Source organism: Pseudobutyrivibrio xylanivorans (assembly GCF_008935055.1).
GTDB classification, from domain to species: domain Bacteria; phylum Bacillota; class Clostridia; order Lachnospirales; family Lachnospiraceae; genus Pseudobutyrivibrio; species Pseudobutyrivibrio xylanivorans_A.
Genome location: NZ_CP043028.1, coordinates 618,673 through 645,126, shown reverse-complemented (window position 1 = coordinate 645,126; position 26,454 = coordinate 618,673). Strand labels below are relative to the sequence as shown.

At 39.6% G+C, this 26,454-nt stretch carries 23 protein-coding genes, 2 tRNA genes and 1 riboswitch; of the genes, 17 read left to right on the top strand and 8 right to left on the bottom strand.

Annotation, left to right across the window (positions count from 1 at the left end; genetic code table 11):
- Window positions 1–5 precede the first annotated feature (5 nt).
- The 4 genes from FXF36_RS02910 to FXF36_RS02895 all read left to right on the top strand — a co-directional run bounded on the left by FXF36_RS02910 (window position 6) and on the right by FXF36_RS02895 (window position 4,030).
- Window positions 6–1,103: a response regulator gene (locus FXF36_RS02910; protein ID WP_151622385.1), complete on the top strand. Its 1,098-nt coding sequence runs from the start codon at window positions 6–8 to the stop codon at window positions 1,101–1,103.
- Between the two features lie 91 nt (window positions 1,104–1,194).
- Window positions 1,195–2,358 carry an acyltransferase family protein gene (locus tag FXF36_RS02905; RefSeq protein WP_151622384.1) on the top strand — a complete coding sequence of 388 codons (1,164 nt, stop codon included), beginning with the start codon at window positions 1,195–1,197 and terminating at the stop codon, window positions 2,356–2,358.
- A gap of 17 nt (window positions 2,359–2,375) precedes the next feature.
- Window positions 2,376–2,609, top strand: coding sequence for an acyl carrier protein (locus tag FXF36_RS02900; protein WP_151622383.1), 234 nt, complete (start codon window positions 2,376–2,378; stop codon window positions 2,607–2,609).
- Between the two features lie 17 nt (window positions 2,610–2,626).
- The gene (locus FXF36_RS02895; protein WP_151622382.1) at window positions 2,627–4,030 is read left to right on the top strand and encodes a class I adenylate-forming enzyme family protein; all 1,404 of its coding nucleotides are present in this window, start codon (window positions 2,627–2,629) and stop codon (window positions 4,028–4,030) included.
- A gap of 64 nt (window positions 4,031–4,094) precedes the next feature.
- Here the strand turns inward: FXF36_RS02895 and thiT are convergent, their stop codons facing one another.
- A complete protein-coding gene (thiT, locus tag FXF36_RS02890; RefSeq protein ID WP_151622381.1) occupies window positions 4,095–4,664 on the bottom strand; it encodes an energy-coupled thiamine transporter ThiT in 570 nt (189 codons plus the stop codon).
- A gap of 34 nt (window positions 4,665–4,698) precedes the next feature.
- A riboswitch (TPP riboswitch) is annotated at window positions 4,699–4,794 on the bottom strand.
- 121 nt (window positions 4,795–4,915) lie between these two features.
- Here thiT and hflX point away from each other — a divergent pair.
- The 9 genes from hflX (at window position 4,916) to FXF36_RS02845 (ending at window position 16,957) form a co-directional block, all read left to right on the top strand.
- On the top strand, window positions 4,916–6,148 hold the full coding sequence (hflX, locus tag FXF36_RS02885) for a GTPase HflX (RefSeq protein WP_151622380.1): 1,233 nt from the start codon (window positions 4,916–4,918) through the stop codon (window positions 6,146–6,148).
- A gap of 175 nt (window positions 6,149–6,323) precedes the next feature.
- The gene (locus FXF36_RS02880) at window positions 6,324–7,943 is read left to right on the top strand and encodes a Na/Pi cotransporter family protein (RefSeq protein WP_151622379.1); all 1,620 of its coding nucleotides are present in this window, start codon (window positions 6,324–6,326) and stop codon (window positions 7,941–7,943) included.
- Window positions 7,944–8,010: 67 nt separating this feature from the next.
- Entirely contained in the window at window positions 8,011–11,493 is a 3,483-nt protein-coding gene (locus FXF36_RS02875; RefSeq protein WP_151622378.1) for a DNA polymerase III subunit alpha, read from the top strand.
- 127 nt (window positions 11,494–11,620) lie between these two features.
- On the top strand, window positions 11,621–12,613 hold the full coding sequence (gene pfkA, locus FXF36_RS02870) for a 6-phosphofructokinase (RefSeq protein WP_151622377.1): 993 nt from the start codon (window positions 11,621–11,623) through the stop codon (window positions 12,611–12,613).
- Complete coding sequence (locus FXF36_RS02865) at window positions 12,591–13,415, top strand: TrmH family RNA methyltransferase (protein WP_151622376.1); 825 nt, start codon at window positions 12,591–12,593, stop codon at window positions 13,413–13,415. Before pfkA ends, FXF36_RS02865 begins: the two co-directional genes overlap by 23 nt.
- A complete protein-coding gene (locus tag FXF36_RS02860; protein ID WP_151622375.1) occupies window positions 13,399–13,662 on the top strand; it encodes a hypothetical protein in 264 nt (87 codons plus the stop codon). Before FXF36_RS02865 ends, FXF36_RS02860 begins: the two co-directional genes overlap by 17 nt.
- Window position 13,663: 1 nt before the next feature.
- Window positions 13,664–15,025, top strand: coding sequence for an MATE family efflux transporter (locus FXF36_RS02855; protein ID WP_243143567.1), 1,362 nt, complete (start codon window positions 13,664–13,666; stop codon window positions 15,023–15,025).
- A gap of 164 nt (window positions 15,026–15,189) precedes the next feature.
- Window positions 15,190–15,888 carry a GTP pyrophosphokinase gene (locus FXF36_RS02850; RefSeq protein ID WP_151625634.1) on the top strand — a complete coding sequence of 233 codons (699 nt, stop codon included), beginning with the start codon at window positions 15,190–15,192 and terminating at the stop codon, window positions 15,886–15,888.
- Between the two features lie 208 nt (window positions 15,889–16,096).
- Window positions 16,097–16,957, top strand: a complete 861-nt coding sequence (locus FXF36_RS02845; protein WP_151622374.1) for an undecaprenyl-diphosphate phosphatase — start codon at window positions 16,097–16,099, stop codon at window positions 16,955–16,957.
- Between the two features lie 152 nt (window positions 16,958–17,109).
- Here FXF36_RS02845 and FXF36_RS02840 read toward each other — a convergent pair whose 3' ends face one another.
- From FXF36_RS02840 to FXF36_RS02830, 3 genes are all read right to left on the bottom strand, one after another.
- Complete coding sequence (locus FXF36_RS02840) at window positions 17,110–18,147, bottom strand: M42 family metallopeptidase (RefSeq protein WP_151622373.1); 1,038 nt, start codon at window positions 18,145–18,147, stop codon at window positions 17,110–17,112.
- 13 nt (window positions 18,148–18,160) lie between these two features.
- On the bottom strand, window positions 18,161–18,787 hold the full coding sequence (locus FXF36_RS02835) for a ribonuclease H1 domain-containing protein (RefSeq protein ID WP_151622372.1): 627 nt from the start codon (window positions 18,785–18,787) through the stop codon (window positions 18,161–18,163).
- A gap of 399 nt (window positions 18,788–19,186) precedes the next feature.
- Window positions 19,187–19,258 (bottom strand) — tRNA-Thr (locus FXF36_RS02830).
- Window positions 19,259–19,356: 98 nt separating this feature from the next.
- Between FXF36_RS02830 and FXF36_RS16800 the strand changes: the two genes are divergently transcribed.
- From FXF36_RS16800 to FXF36_RS02815, 3 genes are all read left to right on the top strand, one after another.
- Entirely contained in the window at window positions 19,357–20,040 is a 684-nt protein-coding gene (locus FXF36_RS16800; RefSeq protein WP_151622371.1) for a lytic transglycosylase domain-containing protein, read from the top strand.
- Window positions 20,037–21,308 carry a diaminopimelate decarboxylase gene (locus FXF36_RS02820; RefSeq protein ID WP_151622370.1) on the top strand — a complete coding sequence of 424 codons (1,272 nt, stop codon included), beginning with the start codon at window positions 20,037–20,039 and terminating at the stop codon, window positions 21,306–21,308. Before FXF36_RS16800 ends, FXF36_RS02820 begins: the two co-directional genes overlap by 4 nt.
- A gap of 70 nt (window positions 21,309–21,378) precedes the next feature.
- Window positions 21,379–21,462, top strand: a tRNA-Leu gene (locus FXF36_RS02815).
- A 40-nt stretch (window positions 21,463–21,502) separates the two neighbouring features.
- Here the strand turns inward: FXF36_RS02815 and FXF36_RS02810 are convergent.
- The 4 genes from FXF36_RS02810 to FXF36_RS02795 all read right to left on the bottom strand — a co-directional run bounded on the left by FXF36_RS02810 (window position 21,503) and on the right by FXF36_RS02795 (window position 25,210).
- Window positions 21,503–22,126, bottom strand: coding sequence for a tyrosine-type recombinase/integrase (locus FXF36_RS02810; RefSeq protein ID WP_151622369.1), 624 nt, complete (start codon window positions 22,124–22,126; stop codon window positions 21,503–21,505).
- A gap of 89 nt (window positions 22,127–22,215) precedes the next feature.
- Complete coding sequence (locus tag FXF36_RS02805; protein WP_151622368.1) at window positions 22,216–23,418, bottom strand: IS110 family RNA-guided transposase; 1,203 nt, start codon at window positions 23,416–23,418, stop codon at window positions 22,216–22,218.
- Between the two features lie 243 nt (window positions 23,419–23,661).
- Entirely contained in the window at window positions 23,662–24,453 is a 792-nt protein-coding gene (locus tag FXF36_RS02800; RefSeq protein ID WP_151622367.1) for a site-specific integrase, read from the bottom strand.
- A 166-nt stretch (window positions 24,454–24,619) separates the two neighbouring features.
- A complete protein-coding gene (locus FXF36_RS02795; protein WP_151622366.1) occupies window positions 24,620–25,210 on the bottom strand; it encodes a hypothetical protein in 591 nt (196 codons plus the stop codon).
- A gap of 459 nt (window positions 25,211–25,669) precedes the next feature.
- On the opposite strand from FXF36_RS02795, the gene FXF36_RS02790 reads away from it, so the two are divergent.
- Window positions 25,670–26,386, top strand: coding sequence for a LytR/AlgR family response regulator transcription factor (locus FXF36_RS02790; protein WP_151622365.1), 717 nt, complete (start codon window positions 25,670–25,672; stop codon window positions 26,384–26,386).
- Window positions 26,387–26,454: the final 68 nt, after the last annotated feature.

Here is a 26,454-nt window from a genome sequence, read left to right as displayed (position 1 = left end):
TCGTATTGAAGAAAATATTCGTCAACGAAATCAAACCAGGAATGATATTAGCGGAGCGAATTGTTAGCCCCCGCGGCCAGCTGTTAGCTGAGGCAGGAACTCCTGTTACAGCGCAACAGCTGCTTCACTTCAGTTACTACAATATTCAGGAGCTTGCAGTCCAGGATGAAGAGGATGCTGTTGAAAAATACGATTTTGATGCCCCTGACGAATTTATAGGTGAAACTCAGTCCTGGAGAATTACAAATAGTGCAGAATTTGCAGAATTTAAACGCGCCTACATTAAATGCGCGGATAGATTAGAAAAGATTGTGAACGACTTTGTGGATAAGAAAGTTCCTATAGATGACACAGAGTTGATAAATGATATCCACACAGTTTTCGAAAAGCATTCAACAGGCCTTGGAATTATGGCGATGATGCTAAATGTTCAGGAGATTGATACATCTACCTTTAAACATTGCGTAGATGTTGCTATTATCTCCAGAGTATGCGGCTCATGGCTTGGAATTACAGATGAGACAGAGCTGGATGTTCTAACAATGTGTGGACTTTACCATGATATTGGAAAATCACTGGTTCCTCACAGTATTCTTACAAAGCAGGGCCCTCTTACGTCTGATGAATTTGGTCGTATGGCGGAACACCCACTTCTCGGTTACAATTTGCTAATGGATCTTGAGATTGACAGACGTATTAAGCTTGCCGCACTACAACATCATGAAAGAAATGATGGAAGCGGATATCCTTATGGCTTGACAAAGGATTTCATAAATCAGTATTCGAAAATTATAGCGATTACTGATGTTTATGATGCTATGACTGCAGATAGATGTTATAGAGCAGGAATCTGCCCATTTGAAGTTATTGCTCAGTTCCAACGTGAAGATAAGGCTAAATATGACCAGAATGTCCTTCAGGTATTCTTGGAGAATATTGCACATTCGTATCTTAGAACTGGAGTCCTCCTGTCAGACGGAACACGTGGCATCATCACAATGATAAACAACAATGCCTTGTCCAGTCCGCTTGTTAAGTTGGACGATGGTGGCTTTGTTGATTTGCGGAAAAGAAATGATTTGTATATCAGGGCATGTATATAAGTCGACATAATTAAAGAGAAAAAAATTTGATGATAAATACCAGTCGTATAGACTGGTATTTTATGTTTAATATGCTAATTGCCAATAGTATATGGAAATGCTAATATTACATCAATTGAGCGAAAATAAGGCAAAAAAATATAAGGAATTCTGCATGTTTAATAAAGATATTAAAATAAAAAATACATTAGGAATGTTTGATTTATATAAAGGTGTCATAATGGTTTCGATACTACTTTCACATTGTTATGGCATTTTTGATAATAGAGATGTATTTATGACGATAGCAGTGGTTATCTTTTCACTAGTAGGCACTGCATGCTTGCCGGCATTATTTATTATGAGCGGATATGGCTTTAGAAAGACTACTTTTAAGAAGTGCGTTAGACATCAGTTTAAGTCCATAATGATACCATATTGCATTACTGTTGTACTAACGTGTATTGTTCATCTAATAGCATATTTTGAGTTATATGGTGGTGGAGTTAAATCTACAATCAAAGAGACGATAAAACTGGCCTTGGGGTCATTACTTGGATTGTCAGATTCGTTGGCAATATTTGGATATGAAATACCAGCTAACCGAGTAGCGTGGTTTTTAGTTGCATTGTTTGTAGGGAGTGTTGTATTTAATCAGTTTCTTAATTACTTTGAGGGGGAAAAGCTTTTTGCGGCTTGTGTTATCGCTTCAATAATCGGTTGGATTATTAGTAAGGGACCGACAACTCCGTGGTGTATATCTCAAGGTCTTGTGGCAACCTTATATATGTGTATAGGGTACTTTGCAAAAAAGAAAAAGTACTTCATAGCAGATATAAGCAAAAAGATAAGTATTTCAGTTACCCTCATTTGTGCGTTGGTTTTTCTTGCTACATTAGCATTAGGAGCAGAATTTAATATGGCCCTTAGTTATTATCCTTATGGTCCTGTGTATATATTTTTAATGGCGTTGGTAGCTGTTGCTAATATATATTGGTTCTTGCGATTGAATAGAGCTAAAGGCTTAATTACAACCAGTCTGCGAAGTATTGGAAGAAATTCACTATATGTTTTGCTGATACATAATATTGAATTAACAGCAGTAGGCGTCTACCTTCAGTATGATTTTGTTAATAACTGGCAGGGACCTGTTTGGCTTAGAAATCTGATAGTGATAGGTGTCAGATTTATAGTTGTATTTGGACTTACGTATATTTTTGTTTGGGCGAAAAGCAATATCTTTAGTAAAGTAAGATTTGGGAATAGTTCCAGATAATTGTGGAGGTGAAATAGATGGAAAATACATTTGAAATATTAGCAAAAATAATTGAGGATGTTGCTGATATTCCAAAGGATGAAATAAAAAAAGATAGTTCTTTTATTGACGATTTGGATTTGTCATCTCTTGAGGTACTTTCAATAGTTTCCAAGCTTGAAAAGGAATTGTCTGTCAAAATTAATGAAGATGAATTGCTGGAGATTGGAACAGTAGAGGATATGCTTGAAGTGATAGAAAGTAAGCGATGACTTGAGGTGCTCAGATTATGGTGCATTTTTTAGAAGATATAAAAAAGTGTGGCTCAAAGATTGCGTATCGTATTTTGGATGGCGATAAGTCTTACAATATCTCTTATGAACAATACTATGCTCAGGTTGGAATTTGTGCTTACAATATAGAACAATTAGTAGGAGATATTAGTGGCAAACGTATTGCTGCATATTGCGATTCATCCTATGAATACATGGTATTGATGGGGGCACTTATATTCAGCAGAGCAGTGCTGGTTCCTGTTAATTATTATGAAAGTCAGGACAATATTCTTTATGAAATTAGTAATTCGGGGGCAGACTTTGTAATTACTGACAATGGCAAAATATATAATGAAGATTTGTCAGTTCCCTTGATAACATTATCTGAAGTGATTGGTGAAAGAGGTGGGATAAAGGAGTTATGTGATTTTTCAGCGGAGGAAAAAGACTCAGATTTATTTATCATCTATACATCTGGGACAACCGGGAAATCAAAAGGAGTGGTTCTTTCAGTTGGGAATATGTTTGGTTTCCAAAAGACAATTGTAGACGAATATGCACCTATTGATGTGAGTTCGCATATAGATGCATATGTTAATTTCCCATTTTATCACATAGCTGGAATAACAGCGTGGGCTGCCCTAATGGAAATGGGCGGTACAATGTATATTAGTCGCAATCCACGTAATGTCCTTTTTGATTTGGAAAATGAGAATATAGACTGTGCAGCTGTAACGCCTGCAACGCTAAATCTCTGGAAGAAAGCAATAGCCAGAGGACACATGGAACGATTGGGGCATGCAAAATTGATTCTTACTGCAGGGGCAGCTCCGGATATTAATTCAATAGAAGCTTTATTAAATAAAGGAGTAATGTATGGACAGTTCTACGGTATGACGGAAACATGTGGAAACATCACTTGCAACTATGATTGTAAGAATCACTTGAAATCAGTGGGACGGACAGTACCTAATACAGAAGTTTTCTTTATTGATGGCGAACTTTGCATAAAAAGCCCTACAATTATGAAATATTATCACAACAATGATGTAGAAACCAGTAAGACTGTTATTGACGGAGCGCTGCATACGGGGGACTTAGGCTACATTGATGAGGATGGATATATCTACATTACAGGGCGTAAGAAGAATTTGATTATCCTTTCCGGTGGAGAAAATGTTAGTCCTGAGGAGCTTGAAAACGAGCTTTATAAATGCGAATTTATCCATGAATGTAAGGTTTATGCAGAGGGGGATAGAATTTGTACAAGAATTTATGCAGATGAAGATAAGAAAGACTTGGTGGCTGCATATATTGCTGATTTGAATAAAAGATTGCCAATTTTTAAGAGGATTTACAAGAAAGATATTCAAAGTGAACCCTTGGAGAAGACGGGCAGCGGGAAAATCAAAAGATAATAAAAATGAAAAATGACTCTCTTCAAACGAAATCCTTGGAGAGAGTCATTTTTGATTATTAGAATTAGTTCGTCGCCATATCCTTAAGTCTTCCCATCAAATCACGGACAGGTGGGAGGAAGAGAACTACAAGTGTAACAGCAGCTTCGGCGAAGATGTATATTGCATTGTACGCAAGTGAATAAGTAAGTGGGCTCCAACCTTCCCAAGCCCATTCTCCGAAGAAAATCCAGCCAGAGATTACTGCAAATACGTAACGGCCAAGAACTGCGGCGATGTAGCCTTTGATAAGGCCAAATTTCTTATTTGCAAAAAATCCTGAGAGGCCAAGAGCTCCGAAAGCAAGGATGTAATCAACGATTACCTGCGCAGGAAATAATATATATGGATCTACAATGAGATTTAATAGGCCGTAGGCAACGCCGGTTACGATGCCCACAAGAGGACCGAAAAAGAATCCTGGCAGGCATGCAACCAGCATAGAAAATGCAGTGATTGAACCGCCTGTAGGAAACTTGAAAACCTTGATGTTAGAAAGAACAAAGGCAAGAGCCATGGCAACAGCACAGAATGCAAGCTGCTTTGCTGTAAAGCTAACCTTTGACTTTTCGTTTGAAGAAACGTGATTGATCATAATAAAAAATCTCCCTTCATACAATATGCTAGGAGATCATCTAAAATAGCTTCCTTACGCTGGTATTATCCAGTTCAAGTGATAAGGGTCGGTATAAACCTCTCAGCAAAATGCGCCCCTAGCGAATCAGTTTATTAAATTTCAAAAAAAAGGTACCACAACAATTAGAACGAGTCAATAGAAAATTACTATTTTGCAGAGATTAGATATGTTACAATCAATATGGAATAGTTTTGAAGATAGGAAATAAAATGGTAAATACAGAAAAGATAGTAGAAAAAGTAATACTTGTTGCAGTGAATGAAGGTGACGAGGTAGAGGCCAGAGATTCACTTGATGAATTGAAGGATCTTTGCAAGACTGCTGGAGCAGAGGTTGTTGGAGAAATTATGCAAAACCTTGAGCGTCGCAATCCTGGCACCTACGTAGGCACTGGAAAGGTTGATGAGATAGCTGATTTAATCTGGGAGACAGGCGCGACAGGCATTGTCTGTGATGACGAGTTGACACCAGCTCAGATGCGAAATCTGGCAGATGCTCTTGATACAAAGGTAATGGACAGGACACTGATTATCCTTGATATATTTGCAGCTCGTGCTGGTACAGCCGAAGGAAAGATTCAGGTAGAGCTGGCGCAGCTTCGTTACGAGATGACACGTCTTACAGGCTTTGGCAAAAATATGTCTCGTGTGGGTGGTACGGCAGCAGGTGGCGGTGGAGCCATTGGTACCCGTGGCCCAGGTGAGAAGAAGCTTGAGATGGATAAGCGTCTTATTGCCGGACGAATCACTCAGCTTAAAAAAGAACTTGCGGATGTGGTATCTCATCGTGAAATTACAAGAGCGAAGCGACAGAGAAATGGCGTGCCAGTAGCAGCAATTGTAGGCTACACTAATGCCGGCAAATCATCATTTTTAAATAAGATGACAGATGCTGATATTTTAGAATGGGATGCATTATTTGCAACACTCGATCCTACAACGAGAGAGCTTCTTTTGGATAACGACCAGAAGATTCTTCTTACAGACACAGTTGGCTTTATTCGCAAGCTTCCACATCACCTTGTAGATGCTTTCAAGAGTACACTTGAGGAAGCAAAGTATGCAGATTATATAATACATGTGGTGGATGTGAGCAACCCTCAGATGGACCGTCAGATGGAAATAGTATACGAGACACTTGATAAGCTTGGAGTGTGTGATAAACCGGTTGTCACTATCTTCAATAAGGTGGACAAGGTGGCTGACGAGCATGATTATCATGACCTGAGGGCAGATTACACAGTTCATACATCTATAAAAACTGGCAAAGGTTTGGACAGGGTTAAAGAGATTTTAGCGGAACTTCTCAGAGACGGTAAGCAGTATGTGGAGAAATTGGTGCCATACTCAGAGGCAGGAAGCATTGCGAAAATTCGTGAAAATGGCGAGCTGATTTCAGAAGAATACCGAGAAGATGGTATATTTATTAAGGCTTATATATAGAATGTGATGAAAATGCTAATAATAAGCTTACGACTCAATTATTTTCTTAGACATTCCCTATGAAGTCTGTTATGATACATAAGGACAAAGAAAAAGAGTAAAGAATTACTTTTCACGAAGGAAAAGTACAGGGTTTATTATTTGTTCGAGGGACCCTGAGTAGAAGGAGAATGAAATGACAATTGCAGAAATATTATCACTATTAGGTGGAGTGGGCTTGTTCCTTTTTGGAATGTCCATCATGTCCACTGGACTTAAGAATAGTTGCGGTGATAATCTTCAAATTATCTTAGAGAAGGCTACTACAAACAAATTAGTAGCTGTTCTTGTTGGACTTCTTATGACAGTCCTTGTTCAGAGCTCTTCAGCTACTGATGTTATGGTTATCGGTTTCGTTAACTCTGGAATGATGACCCTGGCACAGGCTATTGGAGTTATCCTTGGTGCCAATATCGGTACCACAGTCACAGCACAGATTACAGCCTTTAATATTGCTACATTCACACCGCTATTTCTTTTTGCAGGTGCGGTAATGTACCTTTTCATTAAGAAGGATTTGGTAAAGCATATCGGTACAGTTATCATGGGCTTTGGTATGCTCTTCCAGGGTATTACTATTATGAAGGCGGCGATAGCGCCACTTTCACAGTCGGAAATGTTTGTTAACTTCCTTAGTACTTTACGCAATCCATTCCTTGCTTTGCTATTTGGTATTGCATTTACAGCTTTATTGCAGAGCTCATCATCTGCGACAGTTATTTTCCAGGCGTTTGTTGTGCAGGGAATTTTGGATTACGACATTGCGGTATATCTTGTAATTGGTGCAGCCATTGGTTCTGTTACACCAAACCTTCTTGCGTCACTTACAGCCAACAGAAATGGTAAGCGTTCAGCTATTTTGAATCTTTTATTCAATGTAATTAGAGCAGCAATCATTGTTATCATTATCCATGTGACACCACTTTTGAGTTGGATTCAGTCTACATCAGCTGATCCAGGACGTCAGATAGCTAACACACATACAGTATTTGCTATCATAGCTGTTTGCATCATCTTCCCATTCACAGATTGGATTATTAAGCTCACATATATGTTTATACCTGAGCTTCCAGAGGAGACTCGTGCAGCAGAGGATCGAAAGCTTGTATTTATGTCACAGGTTAGCAATGTCCCAGCAAACATGGCTATTCATCAGGCACAGCTTGAGGCAGCCAGAATGGGCGCTATTGCAGCAGAGAATTTTGAAAAGGCTATAGATTGCTTCTTTGACTACTCGCCAGAGAAGGTTGAGGATGTTGAGGAGAGAGAAGAAACTGTTAACATCCTAAATCATGCAATTCAGGATGCAATGGTGAAGCTTCAGGCATTGAATTTATCACCAGCAAATCTTCGACGTATCTCTGCAATCACAATTGCAGTTACTGATATGGAGCGTATTTCTGACCACGCAGAGAATATCATCGAGTATGCTACCCGCATGAAGAATAAAAAGACAAAGCTTTCTAAGAAGGCTGCCAAGGAATTGAAGGAAATGGCAGATAATTCTATGGAAGAGGTTGAACTTGCTATCGATATTTTCACTTCAGAGAACTACGACAATCTTCCAAAGATTGAAAAGCTTGAGTCAAAGGTAGATAAGCAGGAGAAACAGCTCATCAATCATCACGTTGAGCGTCTTATGGAAAATAAATGCGAGCCTATCGCAGGCGTTATCTTCTCAGATATGGTTACAGACCTTGAGCGATGCGCTGACCACGCTATCAATATTGCGTACGCATTGAAGGATGCAAAATAATACATTGTGATTTAGTCGCTACCACTATACAATAGTGGTAGTGATTTTTTTTGAAAGAGAGTATGTTATGAGTTTTGTACATCTACACACCCATACGGAGTATTCACTCTTGGATGGTTCCAATAAAATAAAGAGTTATGTTGCAAAGTGCAAGGCTGAGGGTATGACGGCAGCCGCTATCACTGATCATGGAAATATGTACGGTGTCACAAAGTTTTATGACGAGTGCATGGCCCAAGGGGTGAAGCCAGTCATAGGCTGTGAGGTATATGTTGCACCAGGCTCTCGTTTTGATAGAGAAATGGTAAAAGGTGACGATAGATATTATCACCTTATTTTGCTTGCCGAAAACAATGTTGGCTATCACAATCTTATAAAGATTGTTTCAGCTGGATTTGTTGACGGATTCTATTACAAGCCTCGTGTAGATTTTGAGATTTTAGAGAAATATCATGAGGGAATAATCTGCCTTTCTGCCTGTCTTGCAGGTGAGGTTGCTCGTGCATTGATGAGAAATCAGTACGATGAGGCAAAGGCAATAGCTGTTAAATATAGAGACTTGTTTGGAACAGATAATTACTTTCTTGAGATGCAGGACCATGGCATTGTCGAACAGAAGAATGTTAATCAGGGGCTTATGCGTCTTTCAAGTGAGACCGGTATTCCACTTGTTGCCACAAATGACTGCCACTACACAAATAAAGAGGATGCCTACAGTCACGACGTTCTTCTTTGCATTCAGACTGGTGCTAAAATGGACGATGCGGACCGAATGCGCTTTGAGACAGAGGAGTTCTATGTAAAGACTGAGCAGGAAATGCTTGATCTTTTTCCTTATGCAAAGGAAGCAGTATATCGTACTCAGGAAATTGCTGACAGATGTAATGTAGAGATTGAATACCACATCGCAGGTCTTCCACCCTTTGCTGTGCCAGAGGGATATAATGCATGGACATATCTTAACAAGCTGTGTTTTGATGGCTTGAAGGAGCGCTATGGAGATGATGCACATCTTTATGAAGAACGCCTCACCTACGAGCTAAATACCATCAAGGAGATGGGATATATTGAATACTTCCTTATTGTTTGGGATTTCATAAATTATGCACGTACACATGATATTCCTGTTGGACCAGGCCGTGGCTCTGCCGCTGGTTCACTTATCAGTTACACTACTGGAATCACAGACATAGATCCGATGAAATACAATCTGGTCTTTGAGAGATTCCTTAATCCAGAGCGTGTATCCATGCCTGATATAGATACCGACTTCGACCCTGAGGGACGCGAGGAGGTTATTGACTATGTTCGTCGTAAATATGGTGATGAGTGTGTTACACAGATTGTCACCTTTGGTACGTTGAAGCCAAAGAGCGTTGTTCAGGATGTGGGACGTGTAATGGGACTTCCTATTCCTTATACAAATAGCATAAAGAAGTTGATTCCTGATGTCCTTCCGAATGATGAGAAGGTCACCATAGCAAATGCAATTAAATATAGTTCTGAACTCAAGGCAATGTATGAATCTGATGACGAAATCAGAAAACTTCTGGATATATGTAAAAGTCTTGAAGGATTGCCACGTAACACGGGTGTTCATGCAGCTGGCGTTGTTATTTCTGGAAAGCCAACAGATGAGTATATGCCACTTGCACTGGGAAAAGGTGACGTAATCATAACCCAGTACGAAAAGGAAGTTATCGAAGAGATCGGTCTTTTGAAGATGGACTTCCTTGGTCTTCGAAATCTTACTGTTATTAATGATACCATTAAGCAGGTGGAGAAAAACCACGGCATCAAAATAGATTTACACAAGATAGATTACAATGACAAGGGCGCAATGGAGCTCTTCGCGGCTGGAAAAACTGACGGCGTCTTCCAGTTTGAGTCTGCGGGAATGAAAAATCTTTTGAAGCAGCTTAATCCAACTCAAATTGGAGATTTGATATTGGCAAATGCTGTTTATCGTCCAGGTCCAATGGATTTCATTCCTAATATTATTGATTGTAAGAATACAGGAAAGGAATCTCCATTCATCGAACGATTCCCATTGCTTAGAGATGTCTTACAGGATACTTATGGTTTCCCTGTTTATCAGGAGCAGGTTATGCAGATTATGACTACCTGTGCCGGTTATACCATGGGGCGAGCTGACAATGTAAGACGAATGATGAGTAAGAAAAAAAGAGACAAGCTGGCTGCTGAGCGACCAACCTTCGTTCAGGGATGCTTTGATAAGAATGGCATTTCAGAGGAAGATGCAAACTGGCTGTTTGATCAATTGATGCCTTTCGCTGAGTATGGATTTAATAAGAGCCATGCGGCAGCCTATTCTTACGTTGCCGTACAGACAGCATATTTAAAAAAATATTATCCGTTGGAATTTATGGCTGCTCTTATGACATCAGTGCTTAACAGCAGCACGAAGATTGCGGAATATATAGCATCCTGCAGAGAAGCTGGAATCGAGTTGCTGCCACCTGACGTAAATTATGGAGAGGCAGATTTTGCCGTTGATAATGGCAAGATTAGATATGGCCTGTCAGCAATCAAGTCTGTTGGAAGTAACACTATTGCTGGTATTATCCAGGATAGAAAATTAAATGGCTTATACCGTGACCTAGAGGATTTCATAAATCGAATCGTTAAATACGACGCCAACAAGCGCACAATCGAGAACCTGATTAAGGCTGGAGCACTTGATACTATAGAGGGGAACCGTCGTCAGAAGTGCATGGTATTTCCGATGATTCTTGATTCAGTTAATAATAGGAAGAAAAACGAAATCGAAGGTCAAATGTCACTCTTTGACTTTGCAAGTGATGAACAGAAGGAGGACTTGAAGATTTCAATGCCCGTCGTGGAAGAATTTGACGAGGAAATGAAGCTGGGCTTTGAAAAGGAACTCATGGGTGTCTATGTAAGCGGTCATCCGCTAGGCGAATACATGGAGGTCATGAATAAAAATGTCACAAACCACGCCAGTGAATTTGCCGTGGATGAGGAAACAGGAAAGCCTACTGTTCAGGATGACACCGAAGTAGTCATTGGTGGAATGATTATGGGCGTTACCACAAAGTTCACCAAGCAGGGCAAGGCAATGGCATTCATCACACTGGAGGATGTCACCGGTTCGGTAGAGGTTATCGTATTTCCGAATTCCTATGAGCAGGCACGTATCCTTATAAATGATGGCAATAAGGTCTTTGTTAAGGGCCGCGTACAGGTTGAGGAAGATAAGGATGCAAAGCTTATCTGTCAGGATATAAAGAGTTTTGATGATTGCCCGCAGCGTGTGTGGATTCAGCTTGAAAGCAAGGCTGGCTATGAGGAAACAGAAAAGAAGCTGGCAGGCATTATCAAGGAAATGGATGGAAAAGACGTTCTTGTTATCTATTTCAAGCAGGAAAAGGAAATCAAGGTTATGCCAGCTAACTGGTGCCTCGCTGCGACATCCGAGAATCTTGCAGTTCTAAAGGAAGTATTCGGAGATGACAATGTTCGAACAGTAGCGGGCAAGGTTGAATTTGCAAAGAGCAAGAGATGGTAGAAAGGGATTATCTCCAGAAATATAAATAAACCATGTATTTTCTATTATTTTTATTGAAAACGTTTGCAAAAGAAGCTAAAATATATGCGGATTGTTTGAAGAGGGATTATCTAGGAGGAATTTTTAAATGGCAGATCAAGTTAAGACAATTGGTGTGCTTACCTCAGGTGGTGATGCACCTGGTATGAACGCAGCTATTCGTGCTGTTGTTCGTCAGGCTATCGCTAGAGGCAAGACAGTTAAAGGTATCAGAAGAGGTTACGCTGGACTTCTTTCTGGCGAGATTATAGATATGAACGCACATAGTGTTTCAGAGACTATTCAGCGTGGTGGTACTATTCTTCAGACTGCACGTTGTTTAGAGATGCTCGATCCTGTATACCAGGAGAAGGCAGCTATGAAGGCTAAAGAAGCAGGTATCGATGGACTTGTTGTTATCGGTGGTGACGGTTCTTTCAAGGGAGCTCAGAAGATTTCTAAGTTCGGAATCAACACAATCGGTCTTCCAGGTACTATCGATCTTGATATCGCTTGTACAGAGTACACAATCGGTTTCGATACAGCTGTAAATACAGCTATGGAAGCTATCGATAAGGTTCGTGATACATCTACGTCACACGAGCGTTGCTCTATCATCGAGGTTATGGGTCGTGGAGCAGGTTACATCGCCCTTTGGTGCGGTATTGCAAACGGTGCAGAGGATGTTCTCCTTCCAGAGAGATATGATTACGATGAGCAGAAGCTTGTAAATCACATCATCGAGGGACGTAAGAAGGGCAAGCAGCACCACATCATTATCAATGCAGAGGGTATCGGCCACTCAACATCTATGGCTAAGCGTATCGAGGCAGCTACAGGTATTGAGACACGTGCTACTATCCTTGGTCACATGCAGCGTGGTGGTTCACCAACATGTAAGGACCGTGTTTACGCTTCTACAATGGGCGCTATGGCAGTTGATCTTCTTTGCGAGGGCAAGACAAACCGTGTAGTTGGTTACCGTCACGGTGAGTTCGTTGATTTCGATATCGATGAGGCACTTGCTATGCACAAGGACGTTGATGAGTATCAGTATCAGATTTGCAATTCGTTGAACAATGATTACAAGTACACAGAATAATCAAATCAAAAACATAATAGCACTTAACAAAAAAGCCAGAGAGCGTAAAGCTCAAAGGCTTTTTGTGGTTGAGGGAATTCGCGCTGTGGCAGAGGTGCCTGCAGAGCTTCTTCATGCTGTTTATTACGTAGAGGGTTTTGCAGATTCGGCAGAGGGAGCCGCTTTTGTGGAGGATATAAAGGCAAAGGCTCCTTCTATTGTCATCGAAGAGGTGGCGAAGTCTGTCTTTAATTCCATGAGTGATACAGTCACACCTCAGGGAGTTCTTGCGTTGGTAAAAATGCAGGATTTTACTCTTTCAGATGTGCTGGGAGAGGGCACAGGAAAGCCTGCGCACATTGTGATTTTGGAATCTTTACAGGACCCTGGTAATATGGGTACTATTGTCCGTACCGCTGAGGGTGCTGGAGCTACTGGAATCATTATGAATGGTACCACAGTGGATATTTATTCTCCAAAGGTGGTTCGCTCTACCATGGGAAGCATTTTCAGAATGCCTCATATTGTGGTAGCTGATTTGGGTGAGACAATTGAGCAGCTGAAGTCACAGTTTGGTGTTTCAGTTTATGCAGCTCACCTGAGGGGCGAGAAGTTCCACGATAGCTTCGACTACACTGGCCCTACAGCCTTCATGATTGGAAACGAGGGTAATGGACTTACAGATGAGATTGCAGATCATGCTAGTTCGTATTTACGAATTCCTATGGAGGGAAAGCTTGAGTCGCTAAATGCATCGGTGGCTGCCAGCATATTAATGTACGAAACACACAGACAGAGGAGACGACATGAGAATATGGTTTAAATCGTGGAAAGATAATCGTCTTCTCCATGACCTTGTTGTAGAAGATAATTCAGAGGAGACTCGCACCCACAAGATTTTTAATGCGGTGGATAAAGCAAGCTATGAGTTTGACACTAGCAAGCCAGTTTGGCTGGACTCAACTATCCGCGAGTTCAAGCGTCACGGGAAGGCACGCTTCACACAGGATAATTTTGTGGATGAAGTACCTTTTGATTATCTCGAGATACATGTATTAGATGAGGATTAAAATGAATAGTAAATCAATTGATTTATTAAATGGTTCTATAGGTAAGGGGATGTTTAAATTTTGCATCCCTTTATTTATGGGCCAATTATTGCAGCAGCTGTACAATATAGCTGATGCATGGGTCGTTGGAAACTTTGCTGAAAGCAATGCCTTTGCAGCTATTAGCTCAGGCGGAGCTTTGAGCTTTTTTATTGTAGGTTTTTTTGGTGGAATGGGTGCCGGCGGTGGAATTATCATAAGCAGATACTTTGGAGCTGGTGATGATGAAAATGTGCGCAAATCAATTCACAGCAATGTGCTTTTTGCTCTGATTTGTTGTGTAGTTGCCACAATCATTGGCGTTGTTTTTGTACCTATTATGCTTCGCATAATTGATACACCAGCTGAGGTTTTGCCATATTCTTATGCATACTTCAATATATACTTCGGTGGCATTTCGACTATTGTTTTATACAATGTATTTATGAACATAATGCGTTCCGTAGGAGATAGTTATCACCCATTGTTGTACTTATTATTCTCATCTGTGTTGAATGTTGCACTGGATTTGGTTCTTGTAGCAGGCTTTCACACTGGAGTTGTTGGTGCAGCAGTTGCCACAGTTGTTTCCCAGGGAATATCAGCACTGCTTTGCTTCATAAGATTAATTCGTATAGACGATAATACTGGAATCAAAGTGGGCGAAATTTTTAAGTGGCATCCAAGAATGATGAGAGAAATTGTGGTTCAGGGACTTCCTATGGGGCTGCAGAATTCAGTTATCTCAATTGGAAATATCGTTGTTCAGAAAAACATAAATGCATTTGGTCCACACGCCATGAATGGAATGGGAGCATACTCAAAGATTGAAGGCTTCGTGTTCCTTCCTATCACAAGTATTTCGATGGCGATACCAACTTTTATCAGTCAGAATCTTGGTGCCAGAAAATACGACAGAGCAGTTAAAGGCGCTCGTATGAGTGTCGCCGCTGGAGTATTTCTTGCTGAGTCCATAGGGCTTATATATTATATTTTTGCAGATACCTGTCTTGGTTGGTTCATAAAGAATCCAGAAGATATCGCATTTGGACATATGCAGGTTGCGACATGTGCATTTTTCTATTGCCTGCTTGCATATTCACATTGCGCAGCAGGAATAATGCGTGGTGCTGGCAAATCCATCGTACCTATGGTGACTATGCTCACCTTCTGGTGTGGTGTCCGCATCATCTACGTTACCACAGCCATTCGCTTCATACCGAAGTTCACCACCATCAGCTGGTGCTACCCGCTGACTTGGGCGTGCTCCTCTATCGTATTTACGATATGGCTCCTACGCAGCGACTGGCCACACGCCTTCGATACACAACACATTTGGCGATAACCTAGCCCGTTGGTTACGGCTACAGCCTCATACAGAGACCTAAGAGCTTGATGCCTACCAACGGATTAGAATATTTAAGAAAGACTTAATAATCTTTCGGGAGATTTTGTGGTATTATAGAGGTGAAGTAAAAACGGGGAGGTGATTCATTCTTGGACATGAGCATGTTTCCAGATGATGGAGTTAATTCTTGGAATACCGTCATGCTGCTGTATGAGTCAGCTATAAAAAAGTTTCGTACCAAGGTGGAGATTCTAAATGATGAATTCCAGCAGGTACATCAATATAATCCAATTGAGTATATCAAGACCAGAGTTAAGACCCCAGAGAGTATCGTCAAAAAGCTCAAGAAAAATGGCTATGAGGTTTCTATCCCAAGCATGATTGAGCATTGTAATGATATTGCTGGTGTCAGAATTGTTTGTTCTTTCACTTCGGATATTTATCAAATCGCCGAGATGATTGGACGTCAGACAGATGTTACTGTAGTCTCAATCAAGGACTATATTAAGAATCCAAAGGTTTCCGGCTACAAGAGCTATCACATGTTGGTAACTATTCCAATTTACCTGTCTGACAAGACTGTAGATACTAAGGTAGAGATTCAGATTCGAACCATTGGTATGGATTTTTGGGCTAGCTTAGAGCACAAGATTTACTACAAGTTCGAAGGCAATGCACCAGAGTATATCAGCCGAGATCTTCGAGAGTGTTCGGAAATCGTTTCGATGATGGATACGAAGATGCTTCAGTTAAACAATGCAATCATGCAGACGAAGCTTGAAGAAGCTGAACGTGAACGGGAAGAGCAACGCCACATCAATGGGTGGCAGGAAAAAGTTGTCGAGGGCAACACAATATAAAGTTTCGTTCGTAAAGCGAATGTGATATCATAGACACTGTTGAGTCGTCAACGGTGTCTATTTTTGCGTATATGATTATATATGACTATGTAAAGATAGCCTGTAGCTATCTAGCTCTTGGTGGTGCTCCCGTAGCCAATCTCGCTAGGGAGCATTACCAAGGCTTGAGAGCGTAACAGGCGAGCCAAAAACCTAGGAGGATTTAGTTATGATAGAGATTTTAAAGGCTATTTTGTTTGGCATTGTGGAGGGTATCACAGAGTGGCTCCCAATTAGCAGCACAGGCCATATGATTCTTTTAGATCAGTTTGTAAAGCTTGATGTTTCAGAGGAATTCTACAGCATGTTTCAGGTAGTAATTCAGCTTGGTGCTATCCTTGCAGTAGTAATTATTTTCTGGAATAAGATTTGGCCATTTGGAAAGAAAAACAATGCAGCTCCACTTAGCAACTCAGGAGTGGGCGAATGGATTAAGAAAGATATTGTTGTTCTTTGGTTCCACATTTTGGTTTCATGTGTTCCAGCTGCAATCGTAGGTGTTCTTTGGGATGATTTGTTTGAAGAACTTTTCTACAACCCAACATGTGTAGCACTTGCGCTTATTGTTTTTGGCGTGGCATTTATCATTGTCGAGACAAAGCACTCAGGAAAGAATGCAAAGATTAATGCAGTGGCAGATATCAGTTACATGACAGCATTTTTGATTGGTATGTTTCAGTTGTTGGCAGCAATTTTCCCAGGTACATCACGTTCCGGTGCAACAATCGTTGGCGCACTCATCATTGGTGTTGCCCGCACAGTTGCAGCAGAGTACACATTCTACCTTGCAATCCCTGTAATGCTTGGAGCAAGCTTACTTAAAATTCTTAAGTTTGGTTTCAGCTTTACAGCTATGGAAGCAATAATACTTGGTGTAGGAATGTTAGTAGCATTCGCTGTTTCAATGTTCGTAATCAAGTTCCTTATGGATTACATCAAGAAGCACGACTTCAAAGTATTTGGATGGTACCGTATTGCGCTTGGCGTGCTCGTACTCGTATGCGGATTCGTAGGAGTCATTGGACGATAAAAGTACTTGAGAAGAAATACTAGAATAAATATTAGAAAGAATTAAAAGACCCCATAGTAGGCATCAAGCTCTTGGGTCTCTCAGTAAGACACGTAGTCGCATAGAGAGACCTAAGGCTTGTGGCCGTAACTATGGGGTCATTTTGATTGATTTTATCTTACGTACTCTACGAGCAAGCGGAAGGTATTTTCGACGCCCTTCTTGTGCGAACGCTCGTAGCCGTGGCTTGCGTAAACACCGGCTCCGATGAGTCCATGTTTTACGTCGTAACCAGCCTTTAAAGCTGCATCTGCATCTGAGCCATAGTGTGGGTACACATCAATGGCAAAATCGATTTTGTTGGCTTTAGCAGTGTTTACAAGAGCTGTGACAACATCATAGTTGTAAGGACCAGCAGAATCCTTTGCGCAGATACTTACCTGAGTTTCTTTGCAGTCTAGTCCTTCACCAATGCATCCCATATCTACAGAAAGAATTTCAGTGACGCCTTCTGGTACTGTGCCACAAGCACCATGACCAACCTCCTCGTAAACAGTGATGTGGTGGTAAACCTTTCTATCAGGTGTAATCTTGTTGTCAGCAAAATATTTAGCCTGACCAAGGAGAATGCCAACAGACAGCTTATCATCTAAGAAACGGCTCTTGATATAGCCTGATTCCGTTACGCGGGTACGTGGCTCGAATGCAACAATATCGCCAATCATTATACCAAGCTTCTTTGTGTCATCTGCTGAAGAAACCTCTTCATCAATTACAACCTCCATCCCCTTAAATTCACGAGTCTTAGAAGAGTAATCATCATTTACGTGAACAGAAGCATCGTTGAGCTGGAAGGTACCTTCATAAATCTTTCCATCACGTGTATAGATGCGGCAATTCTCAGCCTCACCATTATTTGGTGAAAAACCGCCAAGTGGAGTGAGTTCAAGATTACCATTGCTCTTAATCTGACAAACCATGCCGCCAAGAGTATCCATGTGAGCTTCGATAAGGATGGCAGCATCTTCGTTTTTTCCACCAAGGTCAACAAGGATGCCACCCTTTGTAGTCATCACAGGCTTGTAGCCAAGCTTCTCGTATTCTTTGATAAGGTGCTCAGCAGCTTTTGCTGTAAAACCTGTTGGGCTGTCGATTCCTAAGATATCAACGGTCTGCTGAACCATGTAATCAACGTATTTTTTTGTCTGCATAATCTGTATCCTCCTATAATAAACCAACTTCTTCTTTAGCCATTCTGTCGGCAGCCTCATTACCAGGAATTCCTGTGTGGGCCTTTACATGAACGAAGTTGACCTTTAATTTATCTTTGACCTTGTCGTATTCGGAAACATAAAACATGGAAATTTTCTTGTTGGTTTTCCAGAGACGAAGAGGCCATTTTTCCACACCTTCGTAATCATAGAAGAGAGTCATTTCTGTGATACCAAGTTCAACCGCTTTGTGCATGGCAGCAACAGCTCCGTGAACCTCACCAGAAACATTTCTAGAAACCGCTTCATCGGGATCGTTTCCGTTTCCACGAATCTCTATATCATCCTCGACATCGCTATAGTGCAAAAAACCTCCAAATCCGTAGACGCCTGTTGCTACATTGAAAGAACCGTCGGTAAATGCATAAATTGCTGGGAGGTTGGTGACACCGGCACTATCATCTACATTCTCTGCTGAAACTGGCGCTCCGCTCATAAAAGCTTCCGCCTCAACTAAGGTTTCAAAGCCTTTGAAAACAGCTCCAGGAAAACCAGAAGTATTCGCCTGACACTCTGGCCAGGTTTTATAAATGCCGGGAGCTTTGCCTACTCTCACAGCATAAAAATTTTTCTTTGCCATAATATAGTACTCCTTAGAAATAACTAATAATATAGTAAAGATAATAGGTGGATATTTCAAATGAAAATAGAAAACATATGAAAAAAGTTTGAAAGATTGTTGGAAAAATTGAATCTAAAGAATGGATTGTATACAATTAATGTATGGGGTTTACATCACCACTTTATTATGGTAAAGTGTAGAGCAAGTTAAGTTAAAGGGTTCTGCTCAAGACCAAATCACAATTCATAATCAAGTGCTTTCAGCACTTATGTCTCATTTTATGAGACAAAGATTATTCATGTGGATTTGGTCCTACAATGCAGAATTAATAAAAAGAAAAACAGCCCTCTCAAATAAATTTGAAGGACTAATTTTCTTTTTATTAATTCTTGAGCAGAACTTTAGCAAAACAAAAAAAGCTGGCGACGGGAATTGAACCCGTGACCCCTTCCTTACCAAGGAAGTGCTCTACCTCTGAGCCACGCCAGCTTGCTTTTCAGCAAGAAAAAGGATATCAAAGATGGGTGATGAAGTCAAGATATTGGTAGAAATTTGTTGATGTTTCAGAGGTATTTTAGGGGAAGAGTATGAAAATATCAGTAGTGTCACCGGGAGCACAGTTTATCTATGAAGAGATAATCGAAAAGCTTAGGGAAAACGACACCAAGAGTGGCGGTTCAACATCTGTAAGCAAGGCATTTGAAAAGGCTTTGAATACCACGACAGTGGCTTCCACAATCAAGAGTGCCACAAGCTACAAGGACATTTTTATTGAGGCAAGCAGAAAGTATGGAGTCAGTTACGATTTATTAACTGCTATGGCTCAACAGGAATCAGGCTTTAATACTAATGCTGTCAGCAAAAGTGGTGCGATGGGTATCATGCAAATTATGCCAGAGACAGCCAAACATCTTGGACTGGAGCATCCATACGATGCCTACGAAAACATTATGGCAGGAGCCAAGTATATTTCTGAGAAGCTTCAGGAATTTGGAGGTAACGTTGAAAAAGCACTGGCTGCCTACAATGCAGGTAGCAATGCGGTGAAGGAATATAATGGCATTCCACCTTATGTCGAAACGCAGAATTATGTGAAGAATATCAAAGCTATCATGAGACGAGGCGCAAATGTTCCTTATACAAATTATGTATCGAGGACTGCAAGCCGCGAGGACTTAGAAGCAGATTTGAAAAAGCTCCTTAGAGAACTTCCAGACGCAGACGAATACCAGGTACTAAAGAATACACTAGCGGAGATTAATTATTTATGAAAACCCCATTTGTTACAAAAGAAAAAATTCAAGAGATTACAAAGCAGATACCAACCCCTTTCAACATTTATGATGAAAAGGGCATTCGTGAGAATGCGAGGGCTGTTAACAAAGCCTTTAGTTGGAACAAGGGCTTTAAGGAATATTTTGCTGTAAAGGCAAACCCGAATCCATTTATTCTTAAAATATTACAGGAGGAAGGCTGTGGTGTTGACTGCGCCTCTTACGTCGAGCTTGCTCTTTCTAACGAGCTTGGTTTCAAGGGCGACGATGTGATGTTTTCTTCCAATGATACTCCAGCTGACGAGTTTAAGTACGCTGATGATTTAGGAGTAATCGTTAATCTTGATGATTTCACACATATTGATTTTTATGAAAAGGTAGTTGGACATTTTCCAAAGAAAATGTGCTGCCGTTTCAATCCGGGTGGTGTTTATGAGCTGGCAAATGGCATCATGGATAATCCTGGAGATAGCAAATATGGTATGACCAAGGAGCAGATTTTCGAAGCATACCAGATTCTTAGAGATAAGGGCGTTGAAGAATTTGGAATTCATGCATTCCTTGTTTCAAACACTGTTACTAATGATTATTATCCAACTCTCGCCAGAACTCTTTTTGAGCTTATTGTTGAGTTGAAGGAAAAGACGGGAATAGCACTTTCCTTTGTAAATCTTTCCGGTGGAGTAGGTATTGCATATCGTCCAGATCAGACTGCAAATGATATTGCGGTAATTGGAGAGGGAGTTCACAAAGCTTTCGATGAAATATTGGTTCCAGCAGGACTTGGCAATGTGGCAATCTTAACTGAGATGGGACGTTTCATGACAGGCCCATTTGGAGGACTTGTTACCACTGCCATTCACGAGAAGCACATTTACAAGGAGTACATCGGTGTTGATGCATGCGCAGTTGATTTGATGCGTCCAGCTGTTTATGGCTCTTACCATCATGTGACAGTGCTTGGAAAAGAAAATGATCCAGAAGATCATGTTTATGATGTAACCGGTTCCCTCTGTGAAAATTGTGATAAATTTGCAGTAGACAGAAAGCTTCCAAAGGTTGATATGGGTGACGTTTTGTTTATCCATGACACAGGTGCGCACGGTTATTCTATGGGCTACAATTACAATGGAAAGCTCAAGAGTGCCGAGGTTCTTTTGCGGGAAGATGGAGGCTTCAAGCTTATTAGAAGACCAGAGACAATCAAAGATTATCTTGCAACCTTTGATGGACTTGGGGTTGTAGATGGAATCTTAAAAAAGTAAAAGAAAGGGGCAAACTTTTTTATTTTATTGTTGAAAAAGATAGCCCCTTTTAGTATACTAGTCTTCGGACGCCGGCTTGTCGGAATTGGCAGACGAGGCAGACTCAAAATCTGTTGATGGCAACATCGTGCGGGTTCAAGTCCCGCAGCCGGCATAATAATTTTTTATGATTAGAGCTTGAGAATGTTGAATTCTCAAGCTTTTTTCTTTTTGGTTGATTCGAAGTCAATTATATTTTGGGGCAACTTAGGGGCAACCTTGCCATTTAGCCTATCTATTATTTCTTGATCAACCCCAATTCTTGCATATGAATAATGCTTTATATTGGTTTCAACACTGTGGCCGAGCAATCTTGCTCTATCTGTTACAGGAATGCCGTTTGGAATAAAAACATTAGAATTAAGACTCATTCTGAATGCGTGATTATTCGTGACTGGTAAGTTTATACTTTTCATGAACTCACGAAGCCAAGCATGATATGAGCCAATTTTTATCCAATCGCCATTGAGTTTGCAAAACACGTAATCAGAAACAATATTTTTCTCAAGCTGATTCTTTTTCAAATCATCCAAAATAGCTGTAATATCATCTGTGATTGGAAATTGTCTTCCACCACGTGAAATACCCTTTTCATCCTTTGTCCAATCTACATAGAAATTGGCTGTATTTCCCTTACCTCGACCTGTTAACTGCTGTGCATGGATATGAATATAATAATCGTCAATATCAGTCCATTTCAAAGCACATAGCTCCCCCGCACGCATACCTGTCGCAATAGCCATACGAACCATATAACCATAATAAAAACCTGCTAACAAAAATCAAGCATGAATTTCAAATATACTTTTTAAATAATTAATTGCATCACAATAAGGCTGGCGGTAGACCAGCCTTTAACTATATTTTTCTATTTATACACTTCACTTACTCTTGCATAATATATCCTTAAAAACTTGTTTAAACCTGCTATTTTTGCATGTTTCTTTGTTTTACCTTCAGCTTCCTTTTTCAGGATGTAATTGTATACAGCATTATCCTCTGGTTCAGGGTGACTCTTCAACACTCGCATAACTTCATACCCTACTTTTCGTAGCGTTGATGAACCTCTTTTCGTTATGCGCCGGTTTGAACCTACAAATTGTCCTGATTCATATGGAGGAGGATCTATTCCCGCAACAGCAATAAGTGCTTTTGCGCTATGAAGTTTTCTTATATCTCCAATTTCAGCAATCAACTTAGGTGCCAATACATCACCAACCCCACCCATTGCTCTAACAGTAGAATATTCAGGTAAACTCTTAGCAAGTTCCTTCATTCGTGTTAGAATTGTATTGAGGGTATCATCAATTGCTCTCAACACAGATATAGCTTCTTGTACTAACATTTTTGTAGATGGAGTACTTGAAGATAACGTAGGAATACCATTAGATGCCAATTCATATATTTCTTCAGCTTTTGATTGGCTCTTTTGGTATTTCTTTTCTTTAGCCCACTCACAATAGGCCACCACAAAATCATCACGACTCATTCCGATAATCAGGTCATAATGCCAGAAGCGTTCTACAAAATCACTAAGTTTATCTTTATTATTCTTTTCATCCCAACTATTAAATTTAGTTTTTAAGCCTGGCATTGTGTAATCTAACATATGAGTTAATTCTTGAAGCGCTTTAATGTGTAGTTCCATATAGAATCTGTAACGTCTCCCAAGCAACTTAAGCTCAGCATATATAGCCTCATCTTTGTCATAGTTTTGAAGCTTATACCATTTTTCAATACCATAGTTTGCTATGACAATTGAGTCCAATTTGTCTGTTTTAGCGCCACGAATGCTGTTATCTTTAGCATATTTTCTCATGGCATATGGATTTATTACCGACACAAAATACCCACGCTCAAGAAAAAAAGTTAGCAATGGCAAATGGTATACACCTGTGGCTTCCATAACCAATCTTACTTCGCCATCCAGCTTCCTTAACATCTTCTCAAGTTCGCTGAGCTCACTTTCTGTATGCTGTACTTCAAACGGTTTTAATACAATTTCTCCGTATGGCTTCATAACGCATACAGTACTTTTACCTTTAGAAACATCAACACCTACGCTTATCATTCTAAACCTCCCTCTACATAAAATTTAGTAATTGTTCCAACCGCACTTATTACCATTCAGTTTAGTTGGTTACGCGGGTGTCGCTCCCTACCTGCCTAATCGAATGCTTATAATAAGGGGTTGGTTAACGGTTTTTATTGCGGATGATTAATCCAAAAAGCCCCACGTCAGACCAATTACTCCCCTTATTATAAAAAAATAAGTGCAGAAGTTAGAGTTAATTACTCTCTAACTACTACACTTTTATGGTACTAAATAGCCCTGATAGCGTGGAAGATTATTTCGTCTATTGATTTCAGAATAAATAGTTTCAATATCATGCAGCGAAAGAATTTTCTCACTGCTCTGTGGCTTTGAATTATCACACTGCATCAAGAACTTCTTGTTATTGATAGATTTAACAGGATTGTTTTGAATGTAATTGTTCTCTTCTGCATAGTCGAAGATTAGATTCAACACCCCTTTATAGCTTAAGAATGCTTTTTTCTTAGGATGAAGTCGTGCAGTCATTAATTTGCTGTATGACTGTAGTGAATCGTTATCAACCTTTCTGATATCTTTTTCCCTAAATTCTTCAGAGATAAAACGGTTATACGAATCCTTATAGCGTTGAATTGTAAGTGGACTGCATATATCGATATCCTCTTTGTGCTTAAGAGCCAAAGTGAATATATGGTCGATAGTATATGACATTAAATGGCAATCATAGTATTCTAATATCTTATCTAATAATGCCTCTTCGGTTCGAGCATGAATTCTGATGTCGCCAGAAATCTTTGTTATCCATAAGTCTCTGACTGCGTCATATCTAATGCTTTTAGGCAGTCCATTTTTCTTCACATGGACCTGTGAAACAAGCGTACGCTTTAATTTAAGCTCCTTTTTATTGATCATGTCTAATTCTTTTAGCATGTCGGCAAGACTAATAATATCACACTTGTATTCGTCCTCCAAAGTCTTTTTGCGGCCAATTTGAATGTCTAATAATTTGGTTATTTCGTTTGCAAATAATAATATTTCCTTAGTTGTTTTCACTTATAATTCCTTTCTCTAAATCTTATTTAAATACATTTTTCCTTTTCTTTGCTTGTTTATTGGTTATCCAGAGAAGCTGAGCCGTCAAGGATGACCTTGGTCACTTGCGAAGTCCTTGATGGCGAAGATTCTCTGGATATAATTTCAAGCAGCAAAGAATAAGTATTTATACTGAAAATAGGTCATAGTCTTTTAGAAGATAGTTGCTGAGCTTACGCAATTCGTTAAGCCTTGTTTTTCTAATACTTCTTCTATTCTTTTTTAAATACTCTGTTAGTTTTATAAGAAATCTATTTGATTTTTCTAGTTCTGAAATAAAATTCTCAATAACATCTTTCTCTAACGCGTTAATACTTTTTAGATTGTGTAAATACATATAGATTGATGTATAAATAGGTTCAACAACTGAATATACAAAGTCATAATCATCATCTTCGATTTCTATAGAAAGAACATTTTCTCCTTGAAGTGCCCTACGAGAAACAAATCTAGATAAAGGCTCATTTCTAGCCATGTATCTAAGTGCCATCATCTCATTATCGGTAAAGTAAGCTTTAACGCATTGACTCTTTGAACCTATCGCATAATTCACCTCAGCGCTTGGTATAAATATCACTGGCTTACTCTGTTTAGGCTTTTGGGAGCATATTAAGCTTTTTACATATGCAGTAGGCTTCATATTGTGTTGAGCCGCTAAAGCACAAACTATTGCTTTTTCTTCTGGATTTAGTGATACACATAAATTGTAATTTTTCATTTTTTACCTCTTTCTTAAATATATTTTTTTAGTGCGCAGCCTTTGAGATTCTTTAATCTCAAGGGTTTGGGCATGCCCAATATTGTTATGGAAATTTATTTCCATGAAAAATGGGACATTTGTCTATGCTTGCAAAAAACAAACGGAACCTTTTTCCAATCTCTACACTTATAAAAGGGCCCAAAATTCGAGAAATGGTCTACTTGTTTATGTTTTTATTTAAATACAATTTCGAAAGTTTCCATTAATCATAGTTAATGGAGCGTTAATGGGAATAATGGAAAAAAACGATGCAGCTTTAGAAAAAAATATTTTCCAATAATTGGGATTAACGTTACGTTAATTACTATTATTGGAAATTTGAACTGTTCACAACAAAAAAACTGCGTTTCACGCAATAGGCAAGATATATATATCGTAAAATCAGCTATAATATTCGTATATACAGTGGGGGTGGAAATGAAAATTGCAATATGTGATGATGAAAAATATATAAGAGATTTCATAGCTAAAAGCATTTCTGATGAGATTACAGATGCCATTGTTAAATGCTATGAATCTGCTGAGAACTTATTGGAAGCAGCATATAATCCTGACATTCTGTTTCTAGATATACAGATGCCTGGAATTGATGGCATGGAGCTCGCTAAGCAAGTCCGCGCTAATGGAAGTGATGCAGTGATTATCTTTGTTACTGCTTTGGAGGAATATGTTTTTAATGCCTTCGATGTGAGAGCTTTTAATTATCTTGTTAAACCCATTGATAAAAATAAGTTAAACGAGGTGTTGCATGCAGCCGTTGAAGAAATAATACATAGACAAACTAGAGTAACGCCAGTAGTGCCTGATAATAAGTCATTTATAATCAAAGCCAATGGATTAAGCCGAAGTGTTTCTATATCAGAAATTGCATTTGCTGAGGTATTTAACCGTAGAATTGTGCTTCACATGAGGGATAATGATGAGATTGAATACTATGGACGAATGACAGATTTAGAGAATACTGTTGGAAATGATTTTTTTAGGGTTCATAGGGCATATCTGATTAATCTTTCAGCAATTCAATCTTATAATTCCAAAATTGTAAAAGTGGCTGGCGAAGAAATACCTGTTGCCCGAGGCAAGTATCAAGATTTGGTAAGAGCTTATTTATCATTTAATACAAGAGGATTGTGATGATGGTGTCTGATGCATTCTTTAATTATTTTATGAATACTGTAATCGAGATATATTGCATAATTACT